The organism is Roseivirga spongicola (assembly GCF_034376045.1).
Classification (GTDB): Bacteria; Bacteroidota; Bacteroidia; order Cytophagales; family Cyclobacteriaceae; genus Roseivirga; species Roseivirga spongicola.
This window is the reverse complement of sequence record NZ_CP139724.1, coordinates 2,273,085-2,292,015: the sequence shown is the minus strand read 5'-3', so window position 1 is coordinate 2,292,015 and position 18,931 is coordinate 2,273,085. Positions and strand designations below refer to the sequence as shown.

Genomic DNA, 18,931 nt, shown 5'->3' with positions numbered 1-18,931 from the left:
CATCTCCATTTAAGAATTAAATAAAATGAAAGGCACTTACTTAGGCGAATTTCAAGAGGTAGTACTTCTCACCATTTTGGTGTTAGAAGGTAATGCTTATGGGGTAAGCATTCAGGAAGAAATTGAAAAACGTACGGGCAGAAGCGTAAGCCGCGGGGCATTGCATACCGCCCTGACCCGATTAGATGAAAAAGGGTTCATCAATTCCGAATATGGTGGTGCAACAGCAGAAAGAGGCGGCCGTAGGAAACGTTTCTATCAGGTAACCAACCTTGGCAAAAGCGCGCTGGAAGAAGCCAAGTCTTTAAGAGAAGACTTGTGGAGCAGCGTTCCAAAAGTGGCACTTCAAAAAATTCAAGGATAATGGAGAACAATAAAACACCACGATTCTGGACGAAAATCTTCAAATGGCTGTGCCATGACAGCCTATTTGAAGAACTACAGGGAGACTTAGAAGAGTCATACATTAACAACACCAATACCAGAGGAGAAAGAAAAGCAAAAGCTATCTACAGGAAAGAGGTTTTGAAGATGGTGAGAGGAAGCGTTATCCAAGCTAAACTTCCTATTCCTAAAAAACTCAAGCTCTCTCTTTTCCGAATGCATTTCATATTAAGCCTAAGAAGCATTAAGAGAAATACCTCTTTCACTATTCTTAATGTAGTTGGTTTTGCTGCAGCTATTAGCGTCTGTCTATTTATAGCCAACACAATTCTTACGGCTTATCAGCTAGACAAAAGCTTTACCAACAAAGAAAATATTTACAGGATAAGCACACATATCCATGACAGGGACGGTAGCCAGTTCACATCTTATAGCCCTGTTTATCTGTATGGCTATTTGAACACCATTCTACCAGAAGCAAAGCGCACTACTGGTTTTAAAGAGTTAAATCGTAGAATGAGCTTTAGAGGCAGGGATATAGACATCAGCAGTATTGAAGCCAGTCCTAACTTTCTAGAACTACTCGACTATAAAGTTTTAGAAGGGGCTATTGAAACGGTTATTGAAAACCCTTCGCATATAGCTTTAACCAAAGATTTCGTAGACAAATACTCACTTGGGCCTGACCTTATTGGAAAAGACTTTGGCGGACATATTATATCAGCAGTGCTTGAATCGCCAAAACTCACATCACACTTAGGTTTTGAGTGGCTTAACTATAATGATCAACTCGATTATGTTCCACCCGTAGAGCTGAAATACGAGTATTATGTCGATCGCTCACGTGTCAATTATATAGAGATACATGATAATGCTGAAATAGAAATCATTGAAGAAAAACTGAATAGGTTTGCTTCCAACATCAACGATACATTAGATACCAAATCTTATAAGTTTCAACTCGAAAATTTGGCAACTCTTGGGCTATCTAAGGCCTCATTATATCAGTCAGACTTATTGACTAGCGAAGGCATTGAGGTTATGCTCATTTTCATTTTAATAATGACTGTAATAGCCTCTATCAACTACACCAATCTTGCCAGTGCTAAAGCTATGCATAGACTTAAGGAAATTGGTGTTCGAAAAGTAATTGGAAGCAAAAAATCGCATATACTCAGTCAATTCCTTATTGAGACAGGTTTATTAGGCCTCTTAGGATTAGGTCTTGGCTTCCTTATCTACTTTTGGTTTTCAAAAGATGTAGGTGACTTAATTCCTTTTGGATTCAACCCACAAATTTCGGCACCAACCATTCTAGTTTTTATCATCACAGCCCTGCTTGTCTCCTTAATAGCCGGAATTGTACCTGGCATCTTCTTATCAAAGATTTCTCCTTTGAATTTGTTCAGACCTAAAATATCTAAGAAAAGCTTTAGCCTTCACACCTTAAGAAAGGTTCTATTAGTAATACAGCTTACGGTAAGTGCCTTTGTTTTTGTTTTTGGAAGCTTATTCTGGAAGCAATACGATACTTATCAAAGTGAAGAGCTGAGTATGGACATACGTGATACATATATGCTAGATTTTGACTGGCCAGACTCTACCAAACATTTGAGAGCTTTAAAGAATGAAATAGATAAAATTCCTGAAGTCGAAGCCAGCAGTTTTATGTCTAAACTGATTCCGATAGATGACGTCAATGGGCTTATGATGATCAAAACGGAGAGTGAGTCAGACTCTATTCTCACCTCCATCTCTTGGGCAGACACCTCATTTCTTCATACCCACCAACCAGAAATGAAACTACTAAATGCATCTATCATTAAAAACAATAGCTCATCGATGTTGGTCAACCAATCTTTGCTAGATCAATTGAACATTCCCCTAGAGTCTGCCTTAGGTACAATCATCAAGTCTGGAGAGAACTTACACCCTATTGCTGGGGTATTTGAAAAATCCATCAGCACCAACTACAGCCCTATTGTTTCTGTTGGAAAAGAGAATGGAGATAACTTTTCTGAAACTGTAATCTTAAAACCTAATTCCATTAATAATTTACTCATAGTAAAGGTCAATAATCAAGAAAAGAGCTTTGATAAAATTGAAAGTGAGTTTTTAAATCTATTTCCTGAAAAGCAACTCACCTTCAGGTCAATTGAAAGCCTTGCCAGAAATAGATACTCGGAATTAAGGAATGTATTGAAAATATTCACCTATGTGTTCTTGTGCATAATTTTGATAACACTTATGGGGCAAATGGGCATGGCCATATTCAACGCTAACATAAAAGCTAAAGAGATTGGAATCAGGAAAGTATTGGGAGCTTCTGTACCTCATTTAAGCTTCAACCTTGTTAAAGGAACCTTAACACAAGTCATCATTGCACTGCTCATAGCCATCCCGATAGCTACATTATTATTCAAGAACGCAATGGGAGATTATAGAAACCCCATCCCACTAACACCTCAACTCTATTCCTCCATTATACTAATATTCGTGTTGATTATAGTTATAACGGTTGTTACACTCATTGTACCTAGAGCAAAGGCCAATCCCACAGAATCTCTGAGAAATGAATAGTCAGCCACCTAAATATTTCACTCGCCTTCTAAAATGGTTTTGCCATTCTAGTCTGTTTGAAGAACTGCAGGGCGACTTAGAAGAATCATTCAATAAAAACACCAATACCAGAGGAGAAAGAAAAGCAAAAGCTATCTACAGGAAAGAGGTTTTGAAGATGGTGAGAATGTCGGCAATAAAGATTGAATTGAAACTTCCGAAATTTATTCATACTTCCCTTCTGAAGTTTCACTTTCTATTGGCTTTCAGAAACCTGAAGCGGAACAAAGTTTTTAGTGCCGTCAACATTTTTGGATTGGCGGCTGCACTTACTATCTGTTTGTTTGCGGTGAACATGATCTATACTGGATATCAGTATGACAAAGATTTCAAAGATGTGGATAGACTATATAGGATCACTACATCGGTAGAAAGCCCTCATGGCAAAACAAAATGGGCCACCTCCTCTTTTGCCCTGAAATGGTACTTAAACTCAATCCCTCAAATTGAAGCTTCCTCCATCATACTAACCAATATGTACGAGTATTTTGAGGTAAATGGTCAGGACATTTATATAAATGGCTACCCTATTGACCGGGAATTTCTCGACATGTTCAACTTTGAAGTGATCGAAGGCAATCCTTATGATCTATTCAATGATCTACAGTCAGTAGTTATAACCGACCAGCTAGCTCAGAAGGTTTTTGGCGATGAAAGTGCTATTGGCAAACAAACTAAATCTGGAGCCATTGTTCGAGCCGTAATCAAATCCCCTAAAAAGCAATCTCACTTCAATTTTGAATTCCTCTCGAATATAGAATTTCTGGGAAGTAGAATAAGTCCTGAGGAATTTGAATCCGTACTAAAAAGGTGGCAAAACTACGATCAAAGCTATTACAGCTACATCAAGTTGAACCAGAATTCCAATATCGATCAGCTAGAATCGCAATTTGAGCAGATCAGTAATAAAATGACCTCAGCAATGGCTGATGGCAACACCTACAGCATGCAATTGCAGCCTGTTTCAAACATAATGTTTGGCAAGGAGCTAATAGCAGATCACAGGCATGTCTATTCTAGAACAGCCCTCATTATTCTCATCGCACCAATTGCACTTTTAATTACGCTGGCATCATTTAACTACACCAACCTTTCTATTGCCAGGGCAATTCAACGCTCCAAAGAAATTGGAATTCGTAAAATCAACGGCAGTACACGTGGTCAAATCATTAGTCAAATTCTGGTTGAAACAGTGGTTTTCTCACTGCTGGCCCTTGTCTTAGCATTATGTTTCTACAAATACCTCGTGCCGTTTTTCGAGATGTACATCTCTGAATTTTCAGCGCTTTTTACCAGTCAGCTGAATGTTGAGATCATCACCTGGTTTGTATGTTTCAGCTTGCTGGTAGGTTTTATTGCCGGATTCTTACCTTCCCTTTATTTCTCGAAAATCTCACCATTGGCTTCAATCAATGAGTCGTTCAACAAAAAAGGAATTAGAATTTCAACGCTAAGGAAAGTCTTTGTTGGCATTCAGCTCACCTTCTCCACCTTTTGTATTCTGTTTGTAGTCCTTAGTTTGAATCAGAAAGACCAGATACTCAATACAGATCTTGGGTTTACTTCTGCTGACCTCATCGCCTTTCCGCTTAAAAAAGTTGATCCGAAACTAATTGAAGCAGAGTTGAGCAAAATTCCAGAGATAGAGAACTTCTCTTTTACCTCTATAATACCGGGAACTGGCGGGATGTCCAGAAGATTCGGCTTCAGTGAGAACAGAATGGACACTTTCTCAACCCGATATGCTACAACCGATGAGAGATTCAGCCAAGTTTACTCACCACAGTTAATCATAGGTTCAGACTTCACCGAAGGGCTTAACAACGAAATTCTGGTCGATGAAAACTTCCTCGCCTCTATCGGTGTTTCAACATTAGACGCACTCAATACTGAAGTAATCATTGATCATTATGATGTTGAAGAAAAGCTTCGGATTGTGGGAATCTTAGACAACTACATCTGCGATGGTCTGGAAGACAACAGCCTTCCATTAATGATCAGGAACTTGAAAGACACCTTTCTTACAAAGTATGCCACCATCAAGCTTCAGCCAGCAAATTCTGAAAAGGTATTGAGTAAGCTTGAGAGCATCTGGCTAAGTATTGCTGGTGACAAACCTCTTGAAACAGAATTCGTGGCAGATAAAATCGAACGTAACTATAGACCCTTTTTCAATATGATGAACATCTTCTTCATTACCGGATTATCCATCGTAATAATTGCTCTTTTGGGTCAGTTTGGTATGGCTCTATACGCTACACAAAGCAGAACCAAAGAAATTGGAATAAGAAAGGTGTTGGGAGCAAGTATTGGATCAATAATCACTTTGCTTTCACGCGGATCTTTTAAGACACTATTCTTCTCCACACTCATTGCCTTGCCACTTGTATTCCTAGTTTTTAGAGAGATGATTTTCCCCACCATTGCCATAAAGCTTGAGATATCCACCCCGCATTTACTTCTCACTGTTATTGGAACCTGGGCGATCGTCTTGGGCATTGTAGCACATCAATCATGGAGAACAGGTCTGGTTAACCCCACAGAATCGCTAAGAAATGAGTAACCTAACAACCAAATCAACTCATTTCTAAATCAACAAATCAACACCAAGTCTACATTTTAGAACTTTATTTTTTTTATCTTTCGTCTACAAATTAGAACTTGTAGATATGAAAGGGAATAATTTAGGTGAATTCGAAGAGCTTGCACTTTTAACCATTCTGGTTTTAGGCGATGATGCTTACGGAGTAACCATCAGACAAGAAATTGAAAAACAAGGGGAGCGAAAAATCAGCCGGGGCGCACTTCACACTGCTTTAAGCCGCTTGGAAGACAAGGGCTTTTTGAATTCACGCCAAGGCGAAGCTACTGAAGCTCGTGGCGGACATCCAAAGCGATATTACGAAGTAACCAACAAGGGTAAGGAAGCACTTCATGAAGCTAAAAACACCCGAGACAGGCTTTGGAATCAGATACCAGAAGTAAGGTTGGAGCTTCAATATGCATGGTAGCCAACACCCTTCTGAATTCTACCAAAGGCTCTTTCGGTGGTTTTGCAAAGATGAATTCTTCGATGAACTACAAGGAGACCTTGAAGAAGAGTTCTATTTCAACTTAAAAGAGCTAGGCACTAAGCAGGCACAAGCGATATATAAAAAGGAGGTACTGAAAATGATCAGGCCTTCGGTAATCAAAAGGTTTAAACTCAGCAACAACTCAATCTTTTACGACATGTTCAAAATCAACGCAAAACTCGCACTCCGCAACTTGGTCAAGCACAAACTTTATACAGCCATCAACATTGGTGGTTTGGCAGTAAGTATAGCCGTTTGTGCTATACTCCTACTCTATGTAAACAGTGAAACCAATTACGACAACTACCATCCCAACGGAGATCGAACTTACAGAATGGCACTCGACAGGTTCTATCCTGATCACACCTCTTACTATGCCATCACTCCATTTTCAATAGCAGAACAAGCTGCAATGGACTTCCCCGAAATAGAGGACTTCACCAGAATATTCCCAGCTGGCTTTGGGGTGAATGTAACCTATAACAATGAAACTTTTCTGGAGAACAACATCATCGCTAGCCAGGCAAATTTCTTCGAATTCTTTGGGATAAAGCTATTGGATGGTAATGCTGAAAAGATCTTCGATGTGCCCAATTCAATCATTCTTTCAGAAGACATGCAATTAAATACTTTGGCCAAGAAAATCCTCTAGGCAAAATACTGGAAACCGGAATTGGAGACAAAGTCGTTTCTGGCATAGTTGAAAACACACCTAAAAACACCCACTTTAAGTTCGACTTTCTGATCAACCTAGATGACCTACCATTTTTCCAACAGGCCAATTTTATCAACTTTTCGGTTCACAACTATTTTCGCCTTGGAGAAGGTGTAGAACCTGAGGTTATCAATGACAAACTTGTTGAAACAGTTGAAAAATATGCAGCCGGACAAATAGAAAGAGAGCAGAGAATTTCATTCGAAGAATTTAAAGCCAGTGGAAATGGCTATCACTATTACCTACAACCTGTTTCCGACATCCATCTAAAGTCTCATTTGGAAGCTGAGTTCGAACCCAATGGGAATATTACCTACGTCTATATTTCCCTTTCCATTGCGGTGTTCATTGTAGCTCTAGCTGCAGTGAATTTTATCAACCTGGCAACAGCAAGGTCTACCGAGAGAGCCAAAGAAGTTGGCATCAGAAAGGTGCTAGGCTCTGAAAAGAAACAGTTGGTCAGTCAGTTTATCATAGAGTCGGTCATGGTTAGCGTGGTCAGTGTAACCCTCGGATTGCTACTGGTTTACTTCATCATCTCCCCTTTCAATAACTACCTAGATAAGCAAATCGACATTATGAGTTTTGCCACTCCTTTGAACATTGGCCTCATTATCATCTTCAGTTTTGCCCTTGGACTTATTGCTGGTATTTATCCAGCATTTGTGCTTTCTAGCTTTAAGCCTGTAGTGGTACTTAAAGGCAAACTCATCAAGAGCAAGCAAGGCTACTGGATTCGAAATGGCTTAGTGGTTTTTCAGTTCTTCATTTCCATAGTACTCATTTGTTCAACGCTAATCGTAGGACAACAAATGAGGTACCTACAAAATAGAAATCTTGGTTTCGACCGAACCAATTTGGTCACCATTCAAAGAGCCTTTGCCGTACAAGACATGGAGACTTTCAAGAATGAGCTTTCTGCAATACCGGGAGTGTCTTCTGTAGGAATTACCTCTGCCATGCCTGGAAATGGCTTCTATTATGGAGCTTCATTTAGGCCTCAAGGCTCTAACGAATCTATTGCCCTCAACTGCGCGGTTTTTGATGAGGACTACATTCAAACCATGAACATAGAAATGGCTTCCGGTAGAAGTTTTTCCAGGGAGTTTCAGGATACCCTTTCTTTGATTTTGAATGAAAGTGGCGCTCGTGCTTTAGGTATTCAAGACGACCCAATTGGCAAGAGAATCATTAATGTTCAGGGAGCGAATAACCCTCAAGACATTATTTACGAAGTGGTTGGTGTTATTAAAGACTACAACTACAAGTCACTTCACACTGAAATAACGCCTATGGCCATCTTCAGTACTGAAGGAGCACAAGGTGGAAATGCAGGAATAATGACACTGAAAGTCAATCCTTCACAAGCCAGTAACATTGTTGCTCGTGCCGAAGAAGAATTTAAGCAAATGGCTCCTAATGAAACGTTCATCTACAACTATTTAGATGAAGAGCTCAACGAACTCTATGAAACAGAAAAACGATCTGGAGATATGTTCTTAGTCTTTTCAGGAATTGCCATCTGGATCGCTTGTATCGGACTATTTGGACTTGCCACCTTTATGATTGGCAATAGAATAAAAGAAATTGGAGTAAGAAAAGTCTTAGGTGCTAGTTCCCAATTAGTGGTTTGGTTGCTGTTAAAAGACTTCAATAAGCTTATTGCCATATCCTTACTTCTGGCAGTTCCTGCTTCGGTTTGGGTAATGGGTCAATGGCTTGGAAGCTTTGCTTATAGAATTGAAATGGTCGACACCTGGATTTCATTCATACTTGGTGGAGCACTTGCCCTTGTTGTAGCTTGGCTGACCGTAAGTTACCATTCAATTAGAGCAGCAATTGCCAATCCGGTGAAGAATCTGCGTACTGAATAGCTATCAGAAAACGGAGAAACGGGGGAACAGAAATCAGTGGATTAGCTCAATCAGTGTCTCCTGCAAGGGACACTGATTCATGCTGCGATCATCAGAGTCCTCTAAGAGAGACTCTGATGGATTGAAATAATGCACTAGTTTGATGTTTTGAAAACGTTGATAAAACTTAGCAGCGAGCTTCTAGTTTGACCTTTTACCTTGGTTTGTTAATTTGGTAAGGATAAACTGAACAAGTTTTCTTTCATGAATTATTTTCCAAAGCTGTCCAAATTCCTCGTTGTCATATTTCTGTTTACCGTAGAACTGAATCTTTCAGCTCAAGAGTCAAGTCGTCAGGAAATTTATTTCAACGATGTAAAAAGTGGAAATACTCAGCTTACTGGCTATGTTACCATAGCTATAGAACCTGTTTTTCTTAATAACCCATATATCAAAGCCAAATGGGAAAATATCAGAATAACTACGGTAAAATATAAAGGCAAGCTATTTAGCAAGGGTAGTTATGACTATGACCTTAACAAGCTTGGAGATTATTTCAACTTCCCATACTACGTAACGGATAAGTCAAAGCAAATTGGTGCTGAAATAAGCGTGTCTTCGTACCCCGATGATATAAGTACCTTATTAGTTCACAGCTTTCAGGCAGATCGTTTGGTCGGAATAACTGACACCTACGAATCAGAAGAAGCAACCGACTTCTTCAAGGAATACAAGAACGCAAACGGGCTGAGCGACAACGATGTATGGAAAAAAGCACGCCTAGATGACGCAAGAATCACCTATTTATCCGAAGGCATAGGCAGAGATATAGCCATGAAGTTAGACTTGTGGTTCAAAGAACAAGGCAAAAAAGCCTATGCCGATGAAGCCAAAAGTTGGATATCTAAAGCTAACCTATCATACGGAGCCAACAATGTGAACACTGTCAAGCAAGGTCTGGATCACATTAAAAAAGCGAAAGATGCTGCCGTTAAGGCGGGCAGTGCATCTTTACTTCAAAGAGCAGAAACACTCGAAGGCCAAATTGTCAATAAAATCACTGATCTAAATAAGCGAGAGTATGATGCCAAAATAGCTCAATATGAACGCGAGCAGAAGAGAAAGCAAGAGATCCAAAACCTAAGAAACGGACCTCAATACCAGACCTATGAGCAGAGGATGCAACAAATTGAGCAGAACTGGAATAATGGGTTCACTCAATTGGCTCAAATATTCACTTCAGGTTCTGGCTATAATGCTGAAAGAGAAACCAGAAGAGATGAAGCATTTATGGCTAGAATAAATGCCAGTAAAGCCAAGGCAGAACGAATGAAATCTTTCCTTGTCGGCTGGGATAATTTGGCGAAAGGTATGATGAATATTTTCACCGATTCTGGTGAAAGTACCAAAGTGATGCTAGATAAATCAGATCCTGGTAGTGGTGGAGGTTATAGCCCAAAGAGATTGAAAAATGAATTTAGATACTATATCTCTAGCCAGCGGCTATTTCCAAAAGGCTACTCCAGTCAAATAGACCATGAACGAATGTCTGGTAAAACCCAAAAACTAAACAATGTAGGCAGTACTTTTTCCTTGCAAGACAACCTAGAATTGGCCATCCGCAATAACATGAAACAGGTTTATGGTAAATGGATTGGCATTTCAGTAGACCTTCGAAAATTTCCGGACCGGTTCAATATAGACCTCAACACCATAGATGTAGAAATACCCACTGCCATGCTGGAAATCTTGCCAGACAATGAAGCCTTTAGCACCATTGAAAAGGGGATTAATTTTAAAAAACTGGGGATAGATAAAGACAATATTATCCTCACCTGGAACGATGAGTATTGCTACGAACAGAACAATACTACCTTGTGCAGAACCATACCTGGCTTCAATAAAGATTATTATGTAGATGGCCAAATGCTATTTTTCGCCTTTTCTACCGAAGAATCGCAACTGAACAGATTAGTGAACAAAATCCATCAAGATCTAAACCGACTAGGTGAGGTAAATGAAAAAAGCTCAAAGGATTTTGATATCACACCACTTCAAAAGCTTTATGCAGACAGCAGAAAATATGTCCGTGCGATTGAGAAAGACTTCGATACGCAAATGAGCAATGTTCAAGGTTTGTATCAAGACGGAAAGTGGAACGAGTGTAGAAAAGCCATTTCTGAGCTTTCGGCTTTCACTAGAAAGCACTCGTTTCTTGAACTACCAGCTCAGGCCGAATCCATATTCATTGAAAGCACCGAGAAATTGGAAGAGTTTATAGAACTGGTAAAAAAAGGCAATCAAGAATTAAATGAAGAGAACAAATTACTCGCTCTGGAATATTTCAAAAAGGCTCAAAGTATATATGCACACCATGCAGAGGCCAATGAAAAAATTGAAGAGCTATCTGTAGAATTGGATGCCAAAAGAGAAGCGTACCGAGAGGAGCTTGAGCTAATTGATAAAATGGAAACCGAGGGTTTAGTAACTGCAAAGAAAACAGCCAAATACTTAGATAGGGCTAGAACAGCGGCAGCTAAAGACCTAAGAGATATATTGCTTAGTAAGTCTACAAGCTCCGGAGAAATGATTGAGAGGTATGAATCTCACTTGAAGAAATATCCTAACGACCTGAATGGCACACTTGAATTCACTGAATACTTATTGACCAAGGAAGATCAGGACGAAAGAATTAATCAATTCATCTTAAAAATAGACTCACTTTCAGGAAGTCTCGGCCTTGGGTTAAGCAAGTCAGCTTGGTTAAAATTTAGAAAAGGCAAATACGAGGATGCTCTTCAAGATTTTGAAAGAGCTAATGAAATGCTCTCTTATGCCGATAGCATGGCCTTATACAGATCGCTCACCACTGCGGACTCGGCCTTCAGCAACTCTAGCTTTCAGCTGCTCCTTGAACCACAGGTTGGCAAATTAGCCTCTGTTGCTAAAGCCAGACAAATGGAACACCCTTCCATTGAAACCCTGCACAAGGCTACTTGCGATGGTTCTAAAGCATTCAATAGCTATTGTAGTGTTTCCTGGCCATACCGCACCCATAAAGGAAGGTGGATGATGATATTAGAAAAAGGAAAGTCTGACCAGACTTTAGAAAGGGCTATTTCCTTAGAAGAGGTACAGGCCCTGATGCTGGACTATCAGGACAAAGCTCTCTTTCAGGACTTGGCTAATAATGATCAGGAATTTCTGGCCGTTTTCGATCCTTCACTTTCGAGCAATAACCGATTGATTGCACAGAAGAACTTGGCAGATGTCAAAAAAGAGTATGAAACTGTACACAGAAGCACACATCGGTTTGTTGATGTAATACCTTATCGCGATCAGTGGCTTATGCTACTCTCTAATAATTCTGAACAGACATATGGCATTTTCGCCTTTAGCAGCACTGCTAACGCATTGATTAAAGGCTTTGATTCAGATAGTAAAAAGGGTGCTGAAACCATTAAACTTTCGGCTAATACCAAGTATTACCCTCGTAATGTCACCATTTCCAACTTTGTTAGTTTCTCCAGCAGAAACTTTACTGATGTTAAACGAGAAATTGCGACCAGTCAAGAACAATTCGACCAGAGTATTGAAGAGTATTTTAATAAAGGATATTACCCTCTGGAAACTAAATTATTGGAAGATAAAGCCGTAACCATCTTTATGAAGACAGATAAACCGAAAGATGATTATGTAATTAAATTCTACTATTCAGCATCGGAGGTATATAATGACTTTATGAAGAACTATCGAAACAAGTTCAGAATCATCAACCTGGAATATCACAGGTAAGGGTAAGATTTGGTGACATAAAATATAACATCATTCAGAGCGAAGCAAAGAACCTACTTGACTAGGGAGATTCTTCGGTCGTACCTCCCTCTGAATGACGTTCTTATTTATTTCCTGCTTCCAGGGTTGTAGGTTTCCTTAGCCCTGGCCACTACATCTTCTTTATAATAGGCTACATCCTTGAACTGAACATCGGCATAGCGTTGAGCCTGATCATCGAAGTGAGGTGAATTTGGATCATTACTTTGTCCACCAGCCAACATACTCTTAGCTTTTACCTTATCTCCAAATTCTACCACAGCAATAAAGCTGTTTCCTGAAGAGCCATAGATTTTTTTGGTGTCATGAGTGTTCGCTCCGAAAGAAGCCAAAGCTCCCCATCTGCCAGAGGCCATACCCACAGCAATACTCGGTTGGTCATCATCATACTTCAAATCTATATCTCCCGAAAGTCTTTGGAATCTGTTGTACTCACCCCAAGGTAATTTCCATGTCCCAAAATCATCTTCAATGTTCTTCAATGCAGTCTCTAAAATTTCAATCTTCTTAGTATCAGCCAGGCCATTTCCTAAGTATTCGAAACGCTCCATACCATTGCCTTGTCTTGGCATTTGACCACTTCTGTAGTAAGCATTTCCATAGAACTGAGCTATCGTCATGGCAATAGACTCCTTCCCTGTTGCAAAGTCCCAAGCCTTTAGAATATCATAAGCCTCTTTTAACTGCCGTTTCTTAGCTGGATTCTTATCCAAAGCTGAAATAAGTCCTGGAATAGTTCTTTCGAAGGCAGGAATATAAGGGTCGTAAGCCAAGTCAATCAATCCATCGAGTGTCAAATCATTGGCTTCGCTTAGTACACGAACTGCATGTACTCCCCTGAAATTCTCCTCATCAGGAGCCATGTAGAAAGGATAATCTTCTTGCTTTGGACTAAATTCTGCAGCCGCGGTAAATGGGGTGGAATTACAGTTCTGAATCCAGCCATTCTCTGGGTTCACAATAGTGATGATGTCTTCCAGACTGTGCATTCCCTGCCAGTCGGTTAGAGGGTTAGACCCATCAACTGGTCTTGAGTAATCGAACTGAGGATCTCTTTTCGGAATGAAATCCCCATGGTAGTAAGCGATAGTTCCATCTGCATCTGCGTAAACAGTATTATTTGATGAGTTTCTTCTGATTCTCATCATTTCCCAAAACTCATCATGGTTGTTGGTTTTGGTTCTGGTGAAAGACTGAATCAGTGCATCAACTGGCTCCCAGTTCAAAGCAGTGGCAATCCATTGATCTCCAGATTTTCCGGTAATTGGCCCATGATGCGTTCGGTACATTGGAAAAGTTCTTTCCTTCATTTCTTCACCATCCTTATATTTCAAAGTCACTTGAGAAGTCCATACATCTCTCCACTCTTCTCCATACTTATATTGAAGCTTTCCATCTCTTTCTTCTACTGTTTCCAAAAAGTCATCCTTGAAATCTACCCTAGTGGAAGTGTGCATCCATCCATTTTTCTCATTGAAGCCTTGATAGATGAAGAATTGCCCCCAAGTTGTAGCTCCATAAGCATTCAGCCCTTCCTCACTTACTACTTGAGACTCGCCTCTGAAATAAAAACTAGTATGCGGATTGATTAGCAACATAGCGTTCCCTGAAGCAGTATGTTCGCCTGCAATGGCAAAACCATTAGAACCTCTTGGCTCTTCGAACAAGTCTTGCTCCTCCACCAAGTCAGATAAAGCTACTTGCCCATTTGGGCCATAAAAAGAGGAAATTCCTCGTGTGGATACACTTTCTATATCTCCTCCAATAGAGCCTTCAAAGAAGAACATCGGGAACCATGGTTCAAACTTGGTTAATACTTTAGGTTGAACTTCTGGGTGCGTATGGAGATAATAATTAATACCATCGGCATAGGCCTGGCATAATTCCTTCAGCCAATCTGGAGCTTTTTCATAATGCGCCTTGGCTTCATCTATTGTCATGTATAGGCGAGCTCTCAAATCTGAATAAAGCGCCTGTTCTCCTTCTACTTCGGCCAAGCGGCCAATGGCCCAATAGTAGTTTCTTTCCACCCTTGGAAAATCATCCTCGCATTGCGCGTAGAGCATACCAAATACAGCATCTGCATCGGTTTTTCCATAAATATGAGGAACACCAAAGTCGTCTCGGATAATTTCGACCCGAGCAGCCTGTTCTTCCCACTTCTCTACCTCTGTTTGCGGTTCAGATTGGCAGGAAATAATTAGGGCTAAAAGAAAAAGGAAAGATAGTTTCTTCATCAGATTAAGGTTTCCCTCAATTTGATGGAAGATTTACTATTCTGCAATAGTGATTTTGTGAATGGAGCTTATTTCTGCTCTAGAAGATACTTAGTGATCTGCCTAAGATCATCCATGGTTCTCATGCTCGACAGGTTGATCTTATATTTATGATTTACCACTATGGTAGGAACATTATCGATACGCCTTTCTACCCATAGCTCAGACATAGCTTTTGCTCTATTAATAACCGATTGACTGTTATACAACGCATCAAATTTAGACTCGGAAACTCCCTGATCTAAGAACAACTGCTTGATCTTGGCCTCTGAATCTATATTTTCTTGCTTTACATGAATGGCTGCAAAGAATGTTCTTCTAAGCTTCTCTTCCATATCTAAATCTAGCATCACATTGTAAGCCTTTACAATACCAAAACTCACCGCCTTATTATCTCTTGGTATATAATCTACATGAGACCTCTCGAAAGTTACGCTTTCAGGTAGAGAGTGATGTAATGAGTCTATGAACGGATCGAAGCTAAAGCAATGGCCACAGAACAAAGAAAAGAACTCTGTAACAGTTGGCTCCTCAGATTTCTTCTCTGCCACCACCTCATAGTGTTGACCTTCTATAAACCTGCTTTGTGCCATTGCCAAGGAACCGACAATAACTAGAGTTAGGACTAAAGCTACTTTTCTCATCTCTGTTCTTTTTTTGCGAAAATAGGTCAAAAGCTATTCGATTGAAAGACAAAACAAAGATTAGGCCTAAAGATGGTTTAATCAGTTTTCTGCTGCTTTGGTTGGCTCAGCTAGAGAAACTGCCTTATTAATTCCACGCTTGCCTTTGTCATATAAATACCTCTGCTCAGGATCAGTTCTATTTAGCTTACGGTACTCTTCGGCTGATAGCCCCACCCTCTCTCCATAGATTTTATAATAGGCGGCAAAGACTTCGTCCACTACCTCAATGTACTTCTGATAAGTGCTTCCCCTATCGGTTTTAATTGACACTACTGCCTTACTTGGCCCATCAGACGAAGTGTCTTTTCCTAGATTGGCCCTGATATGACTCTTCATTGAAGGTGGCAGTGAGTTGAACACTTCAACATCACTAATATCATCTACCACTTTCTTGGCATTAGGACTTCTAAAGTTTAGCACGAAGTCATAAACCATTGCTCTCAATTGAGAAATGTCTTCTAAAAGTTCTTCTTCGACTAAAAGCTGATCTAAAGAGTTAATCTGGATTTTTAATATGTTCCTCTCATTAATAGGCGTATCCGTAATAACATCTGTTTTGGGCGGCAACACCATAGGCAAACCCTTATCGGTTGCAATTTGTGTGGTTACTAGGAAGAAGATGAGAAGCAAGAAGGCAATATCGGCCATAGAGCCAGCATTAACTTCATTTTTAGGGCGATCTTTTCGGTATGACATAGCTTTAAAATTAAATACATAGTTAATTAACTATAATATTAGTTTTAAATCAAACTGTTTATCGATTCGCTGAATATTTCTCCCCTCTAGTTATCGAAAATTGAAGAAACGCCTATTCTAACTCCAAAGTCTTTGGCTTTCCATCCTTGGAATGACTGAACTAACTCCAGTCTGAAAATACGAAACAGGTTATCTATTGTGTAACCTACTTCCATGTAGTTATCAGAAGTTGGCGTGTGCAGGTAATTCACAAATAGATTCTCCTTTATTCCCAATAATCGAACTGCAGGAATATGAGTAAAGGCCAACTTCCTAAAACGAATGTGAGTTAGAATGGAAGCATATTCTTGGGAGGTGCTGTATTTGTAGTAGTCTAGCATGCGGTAACTACCCGTCACATCCATCGGACTCACCTCTAGCCTGTTACCTCTAAAGTGCTTATAGTCCATAAACTCCAAGGTTGGGGTAGCGAAGAACTTACCAACTTCAGCATCTACATCAATGATTGCCCTGACTCCAAGGTTCATTTCTGCATTCAAACCAAGTTCTAGGTGGTCAAAATTAACCTCGCTACCCAAACCGTTAATACCTTTTCTGTACGTAAGGCGAAATTCTGGAGATCTATCATAAATAGGAATCAGCCTTCCGTTGTATTTCCTAAACTTCACCCAAGGCCTAGCCCTCAAAGTTACATTGGTGATTAACGCGGTATTATCTTCAAACCCTTGTGCGCTGTTCTCAAAATTAGTTGGTGCGTTATCACTAAACCTCCTATTATCTCTATCAAAGAAGCTATAATCTGTGTTGTTAAATAGCTCACTTCTATTCGCATATTCAACACTTGCTCCAAGGGTATATCTATACTTAAACCTTCTGGCGAAGCTTGCCTTGGCGAACTGCTTTTCATAAAGATTAACGTAATTTCTTTCTAGCAAAAGTAAATACAACGACCCAACTAACGGATCGATTATACCCGGATTGAACTGCTCTATGTAGCTACCACCAGAAACTCTGATAGTACTTCTTTCTTCTGCCTTTCCTATTCCAAATACGCTCTCTAGTTTGGCATAAGGCTGCTCACTAGCAAAACCGTACCGAACGAAAGGGGAAATTCTTAGTCTGGTAGTTGTATCATTTCTCCACTGAAAAGTTCCTGTAAAGGTTAGGTTCAGCCCTTCTACGGCATTGTAATGGATGTCTTCTAAGAAGCCAGGAAAATCGTACCTCAACCTTTTTCCTAATTTGTAATAGCTGCCGGTTAGTATTTGGCCAGGTTTAAACTTCTGACCGTTTCTAACTTTATTAGAATCTGCCTCGGCTTGAATCTTCTCTGCAACGTACGTACTATCGTCTTTGGCGTAACCTGCCACTTCTTTAGAGGTCAATGGCACTGGCCTGATAGACTCCCAATACAATGAATCCTTTTTGGCAGCAAGCGAATCCATTTTGTAACTATAATCTGAGATAACATCGGGCTCTTCTGTTTCTTCCAGCTCCTGCTTCTCATATTCCTTCATCATTTTCCGGAACTGCTTTCTAGAAACCTCTTTCTCTTCTTCAAAGACTTGCTCCATGCCAGCCTCCAAGTTCTTTTCTTTAATCGCTTCAATTTCTTCAGGCGCTGGCTCTATTTTTTCATCGACCAATACTACAGATGCATCCAAGTCGGCATTAGGCACCACTTCATAATTAGACACAGAGGCCAAATAACTGTACTTTCCTGCCACTCCGAAAATCTGACCAGAGAACTCATACTGCTGGGTTACTGGCATCCAAACCTCATCTTCTATTGGCGCATAAATTTGCTGAACTTGAACTTCGAACCCATAAATACTCGTTCGTAAATCGAGTGAGTAAATATTCCAGAAATCTTCTCTGATGTATATTTCTCCCTCGAACACATCGTCACCCTTCGACCTTGGAGTAACCTTGATTTTATTCACTTCATAGCCATTTTCCCTAAAGCTTCCTTGGTACTCAAATTTGTAATAAGAAAAAGCCCTTGGGTGAAGAGGCGATATGGCATTTACCACTTTGGGCAAATAAAAGCTACTATTGATGTACGAGTTGGGACTAGCATTGGCCATATCCTCACCTGAGGCTCGAACAGAAATTACTCTTTCAGAAAAGGTATTTGGCCTCTCGAAAGAAATTTCGCTAACTGATTCTGAGGTGAAAACCCTGCTTGTATCCACACCTTCTTTCTCTAAAGTCTTTCTCAAGAACCACGGCACTTTAGTTAACTGACCAGTTCCTTTCATATACACTTGAGCTGTATAAGAATCATTCTGAAGCAAATGATACTTAGCCTTAGCAATGGCTTTTCGCATTATGGTATAAGAAGGGTCTTCGGCCTTACCAGAAACCACCACCGTTGGCAACTCATAAACCTGAGGCCTCAGTGTAATATCTAGGGTGGTATAACCATTGCCTACCTGAATTCTGTGCTGCTCTGAAGCAAAGCCCATAAACTGGAAAGAAACATCATAAGCACCAGGCTTTAGGGGAAGCTCGTAATCTCCTTCAAGGTTAGAGCTTGTTCCTGTCCCTGCTTGTTTCACATAAATAGATGCAAATGGCAAGGGTTTGCCTTCACTGTCTTTAATATTTCCTTTAATACCCTGAGCACTAAGTTGACCACATAGGATCAAGGCCATGAAAAGAATTGTTGAGGTTTTGAGCATGGTTTGAGTTTTTGACTTTCGAGCAAAATACAGACCAATAGTTAATTCTGCTCGGAAATTGAGTTTACAGTTTATAGACGCAATAAGCGGCTAAAAGGTATGCCTCAGTT

At 40.1% G+C, this 18,931-nt stretch carries 11 protein-coding genes; 7 read left to right on the top strand and 4 right to left on the bottom strand.

Going from position 1 to position 18,931, the window contains the following annotated elements:
- Window positions 1–25 precede the first annotated feature (25 nt).
- The 7 genes from T7867_RS10040 (at window position 26) to T7867_RS10010 (ending at window position 12,440) form a co-directional block, all read left to right on the top strand.
- Window positions 26–364: a PadR family transcriptional regulator gene (locus T7867_RS10040; RefSeq protein WP_068221171.1), complete on the top strand. Its 339-nt coding sequence runs from the start codon at window positions 26–28 to the stop codon at window positions 362–364.
- Window positions 364–2,964, top strand: a complete 2,601-nt coding sequence (locus tag T7867_RS10035) for an FtsX-like permease family protein (RefSeq protein ID WP_068221168.1) — start codon at window positions 364–366, stop codon at window positions 2,962–2,964. The genes T7867_RS10040 and T7867_RS10035 overlap by 1 nt, the downstream gene beginning before the upstream one ends.
- Window positions 2,957–5,566 (top strand): ABC transporter permease, encoded by a 2,610-nt coding sequence (locus T7867_RS10030; protein ID WP_068221163.1) that lies wholly within the window; start codon window positions 2,957–2,959, stop codon window positions 5,564–5,566. Before T7867_RS10035 ends, T7867_RS10030 begins: the two co-directional genes overlap by 8 nt.
- A 106-nt stretch (window positions 5,567–5,672) precedes the next feature.
- Window positions 5,673–6,014: a PadR family transcriptional regulator gene (locus T7867_RS10025; RefSeq protein WP_068221160.1), complete on the top strand. Its 342-nt coding sequence runs from the start codon at window positions 5,673–5,675 to the stop codon at window positions 6,012–6,014.
- Window positions 6,004–6,729, top strand: coding sequence for a permease prefix domain 2-containing transporter (locus T7867_RS10020; protein WP_068221157.1), 726 nt, complete (start codon window positions 6,004–6,006; stop codon window positions 6,727–6,729). The genes T7867_RS10025 and T7867_RS10020 overlap by 11 nt, the downstream gene beginning before the upstream one ends.
- Window positions 6,730–7,070: 341 nt before the next feature.
- The gene (locus T7867_RS10015) at window positions 7,071–8,666 is read left to right on the top strand and encodes an FtsX-like permease family protein (RefSeq protein WP_068221155.1); all 1,596 of its coding nucleotides are present in this window, start codon (window positions 7,071–7,073) and stop codon (window positions 8,664–8,666) included.
- A 243-nt stretch (window positions 8,667–8,909) separates the two neighbouring features.
- The gene (locus T7867_RS10010) at window positions 8,910–12,440 is read left to right on the top strand and encodes a hypothetical protein (protein ID WP_068221152.1); all 3,531 of its coding nucleotides are present in this window, start codon (window positions 8,910–8,912) and stop codon (window positions 12,438–12,440) included.
- A gap of 107 nt (window positions 12,441–12,547) precedes the next feature.
- On the opposite strand, the gene T7867_RS10005 is transcribed toward T7867_RS10010, so the two are convergent.
- The 4 genes from T7867_RS10005 to T7867_RS09990 form a co-directional block, all read right to left on the bottom strand.
- Window positions 12,548–14,716, bottom strand: coding sequence for an acylase (locus T7867_RS10005; protein ID WP_322299181.1), 2,169 nt, complete (start codon window positions 14,714–14,716; stop codon window positions 12,548–12,550).
- 68 nt (window positions 14,717–14,784) lie between these two features.
- Window positions 14,785–15,399 (bottom strand): thiol:disulfide interchange protein DsbA/DsbL, encoded by a 615-nt coding sequence (locus tag T7867_RS10000; RefSeq protein ID WP_068221142.1) that lies wholly within the window; start codon window positions 15,397–15,399, stop codon window positions 14,785–14,787.
- 81 nt (window positions 15,400–15,480) lie between these two features.
- Window positions 15,481–16,137, bottom strand: coding sequence for an ExbD/TolR family protein (locus tag T7867_RS09995; protein WP_322299180.1), 657 nt, complete (start codon window positions 16,135–16,137; stop codon window positions 15,481–15,483).
- Window positions 16,138–16,223: 86 nt separating this feature from the next.
- Window positions 16,224–18,821 carry a DUF5686 and carboxypeptidase regulatory-like domain-containing protein gene (locus T7867_RS09990; RefSeq protein ID WP_322299179.1) on the bottom strand — a complete coding sequence of 866 codons (2,598 nt, stop codon included), beginning with the start codon at window positions 18,819–18,821 and terminating at the stop codon, window positions 16,224–16,226.
- Window positions 18,822–18,931: the final 110 nt, after the last annotated feature.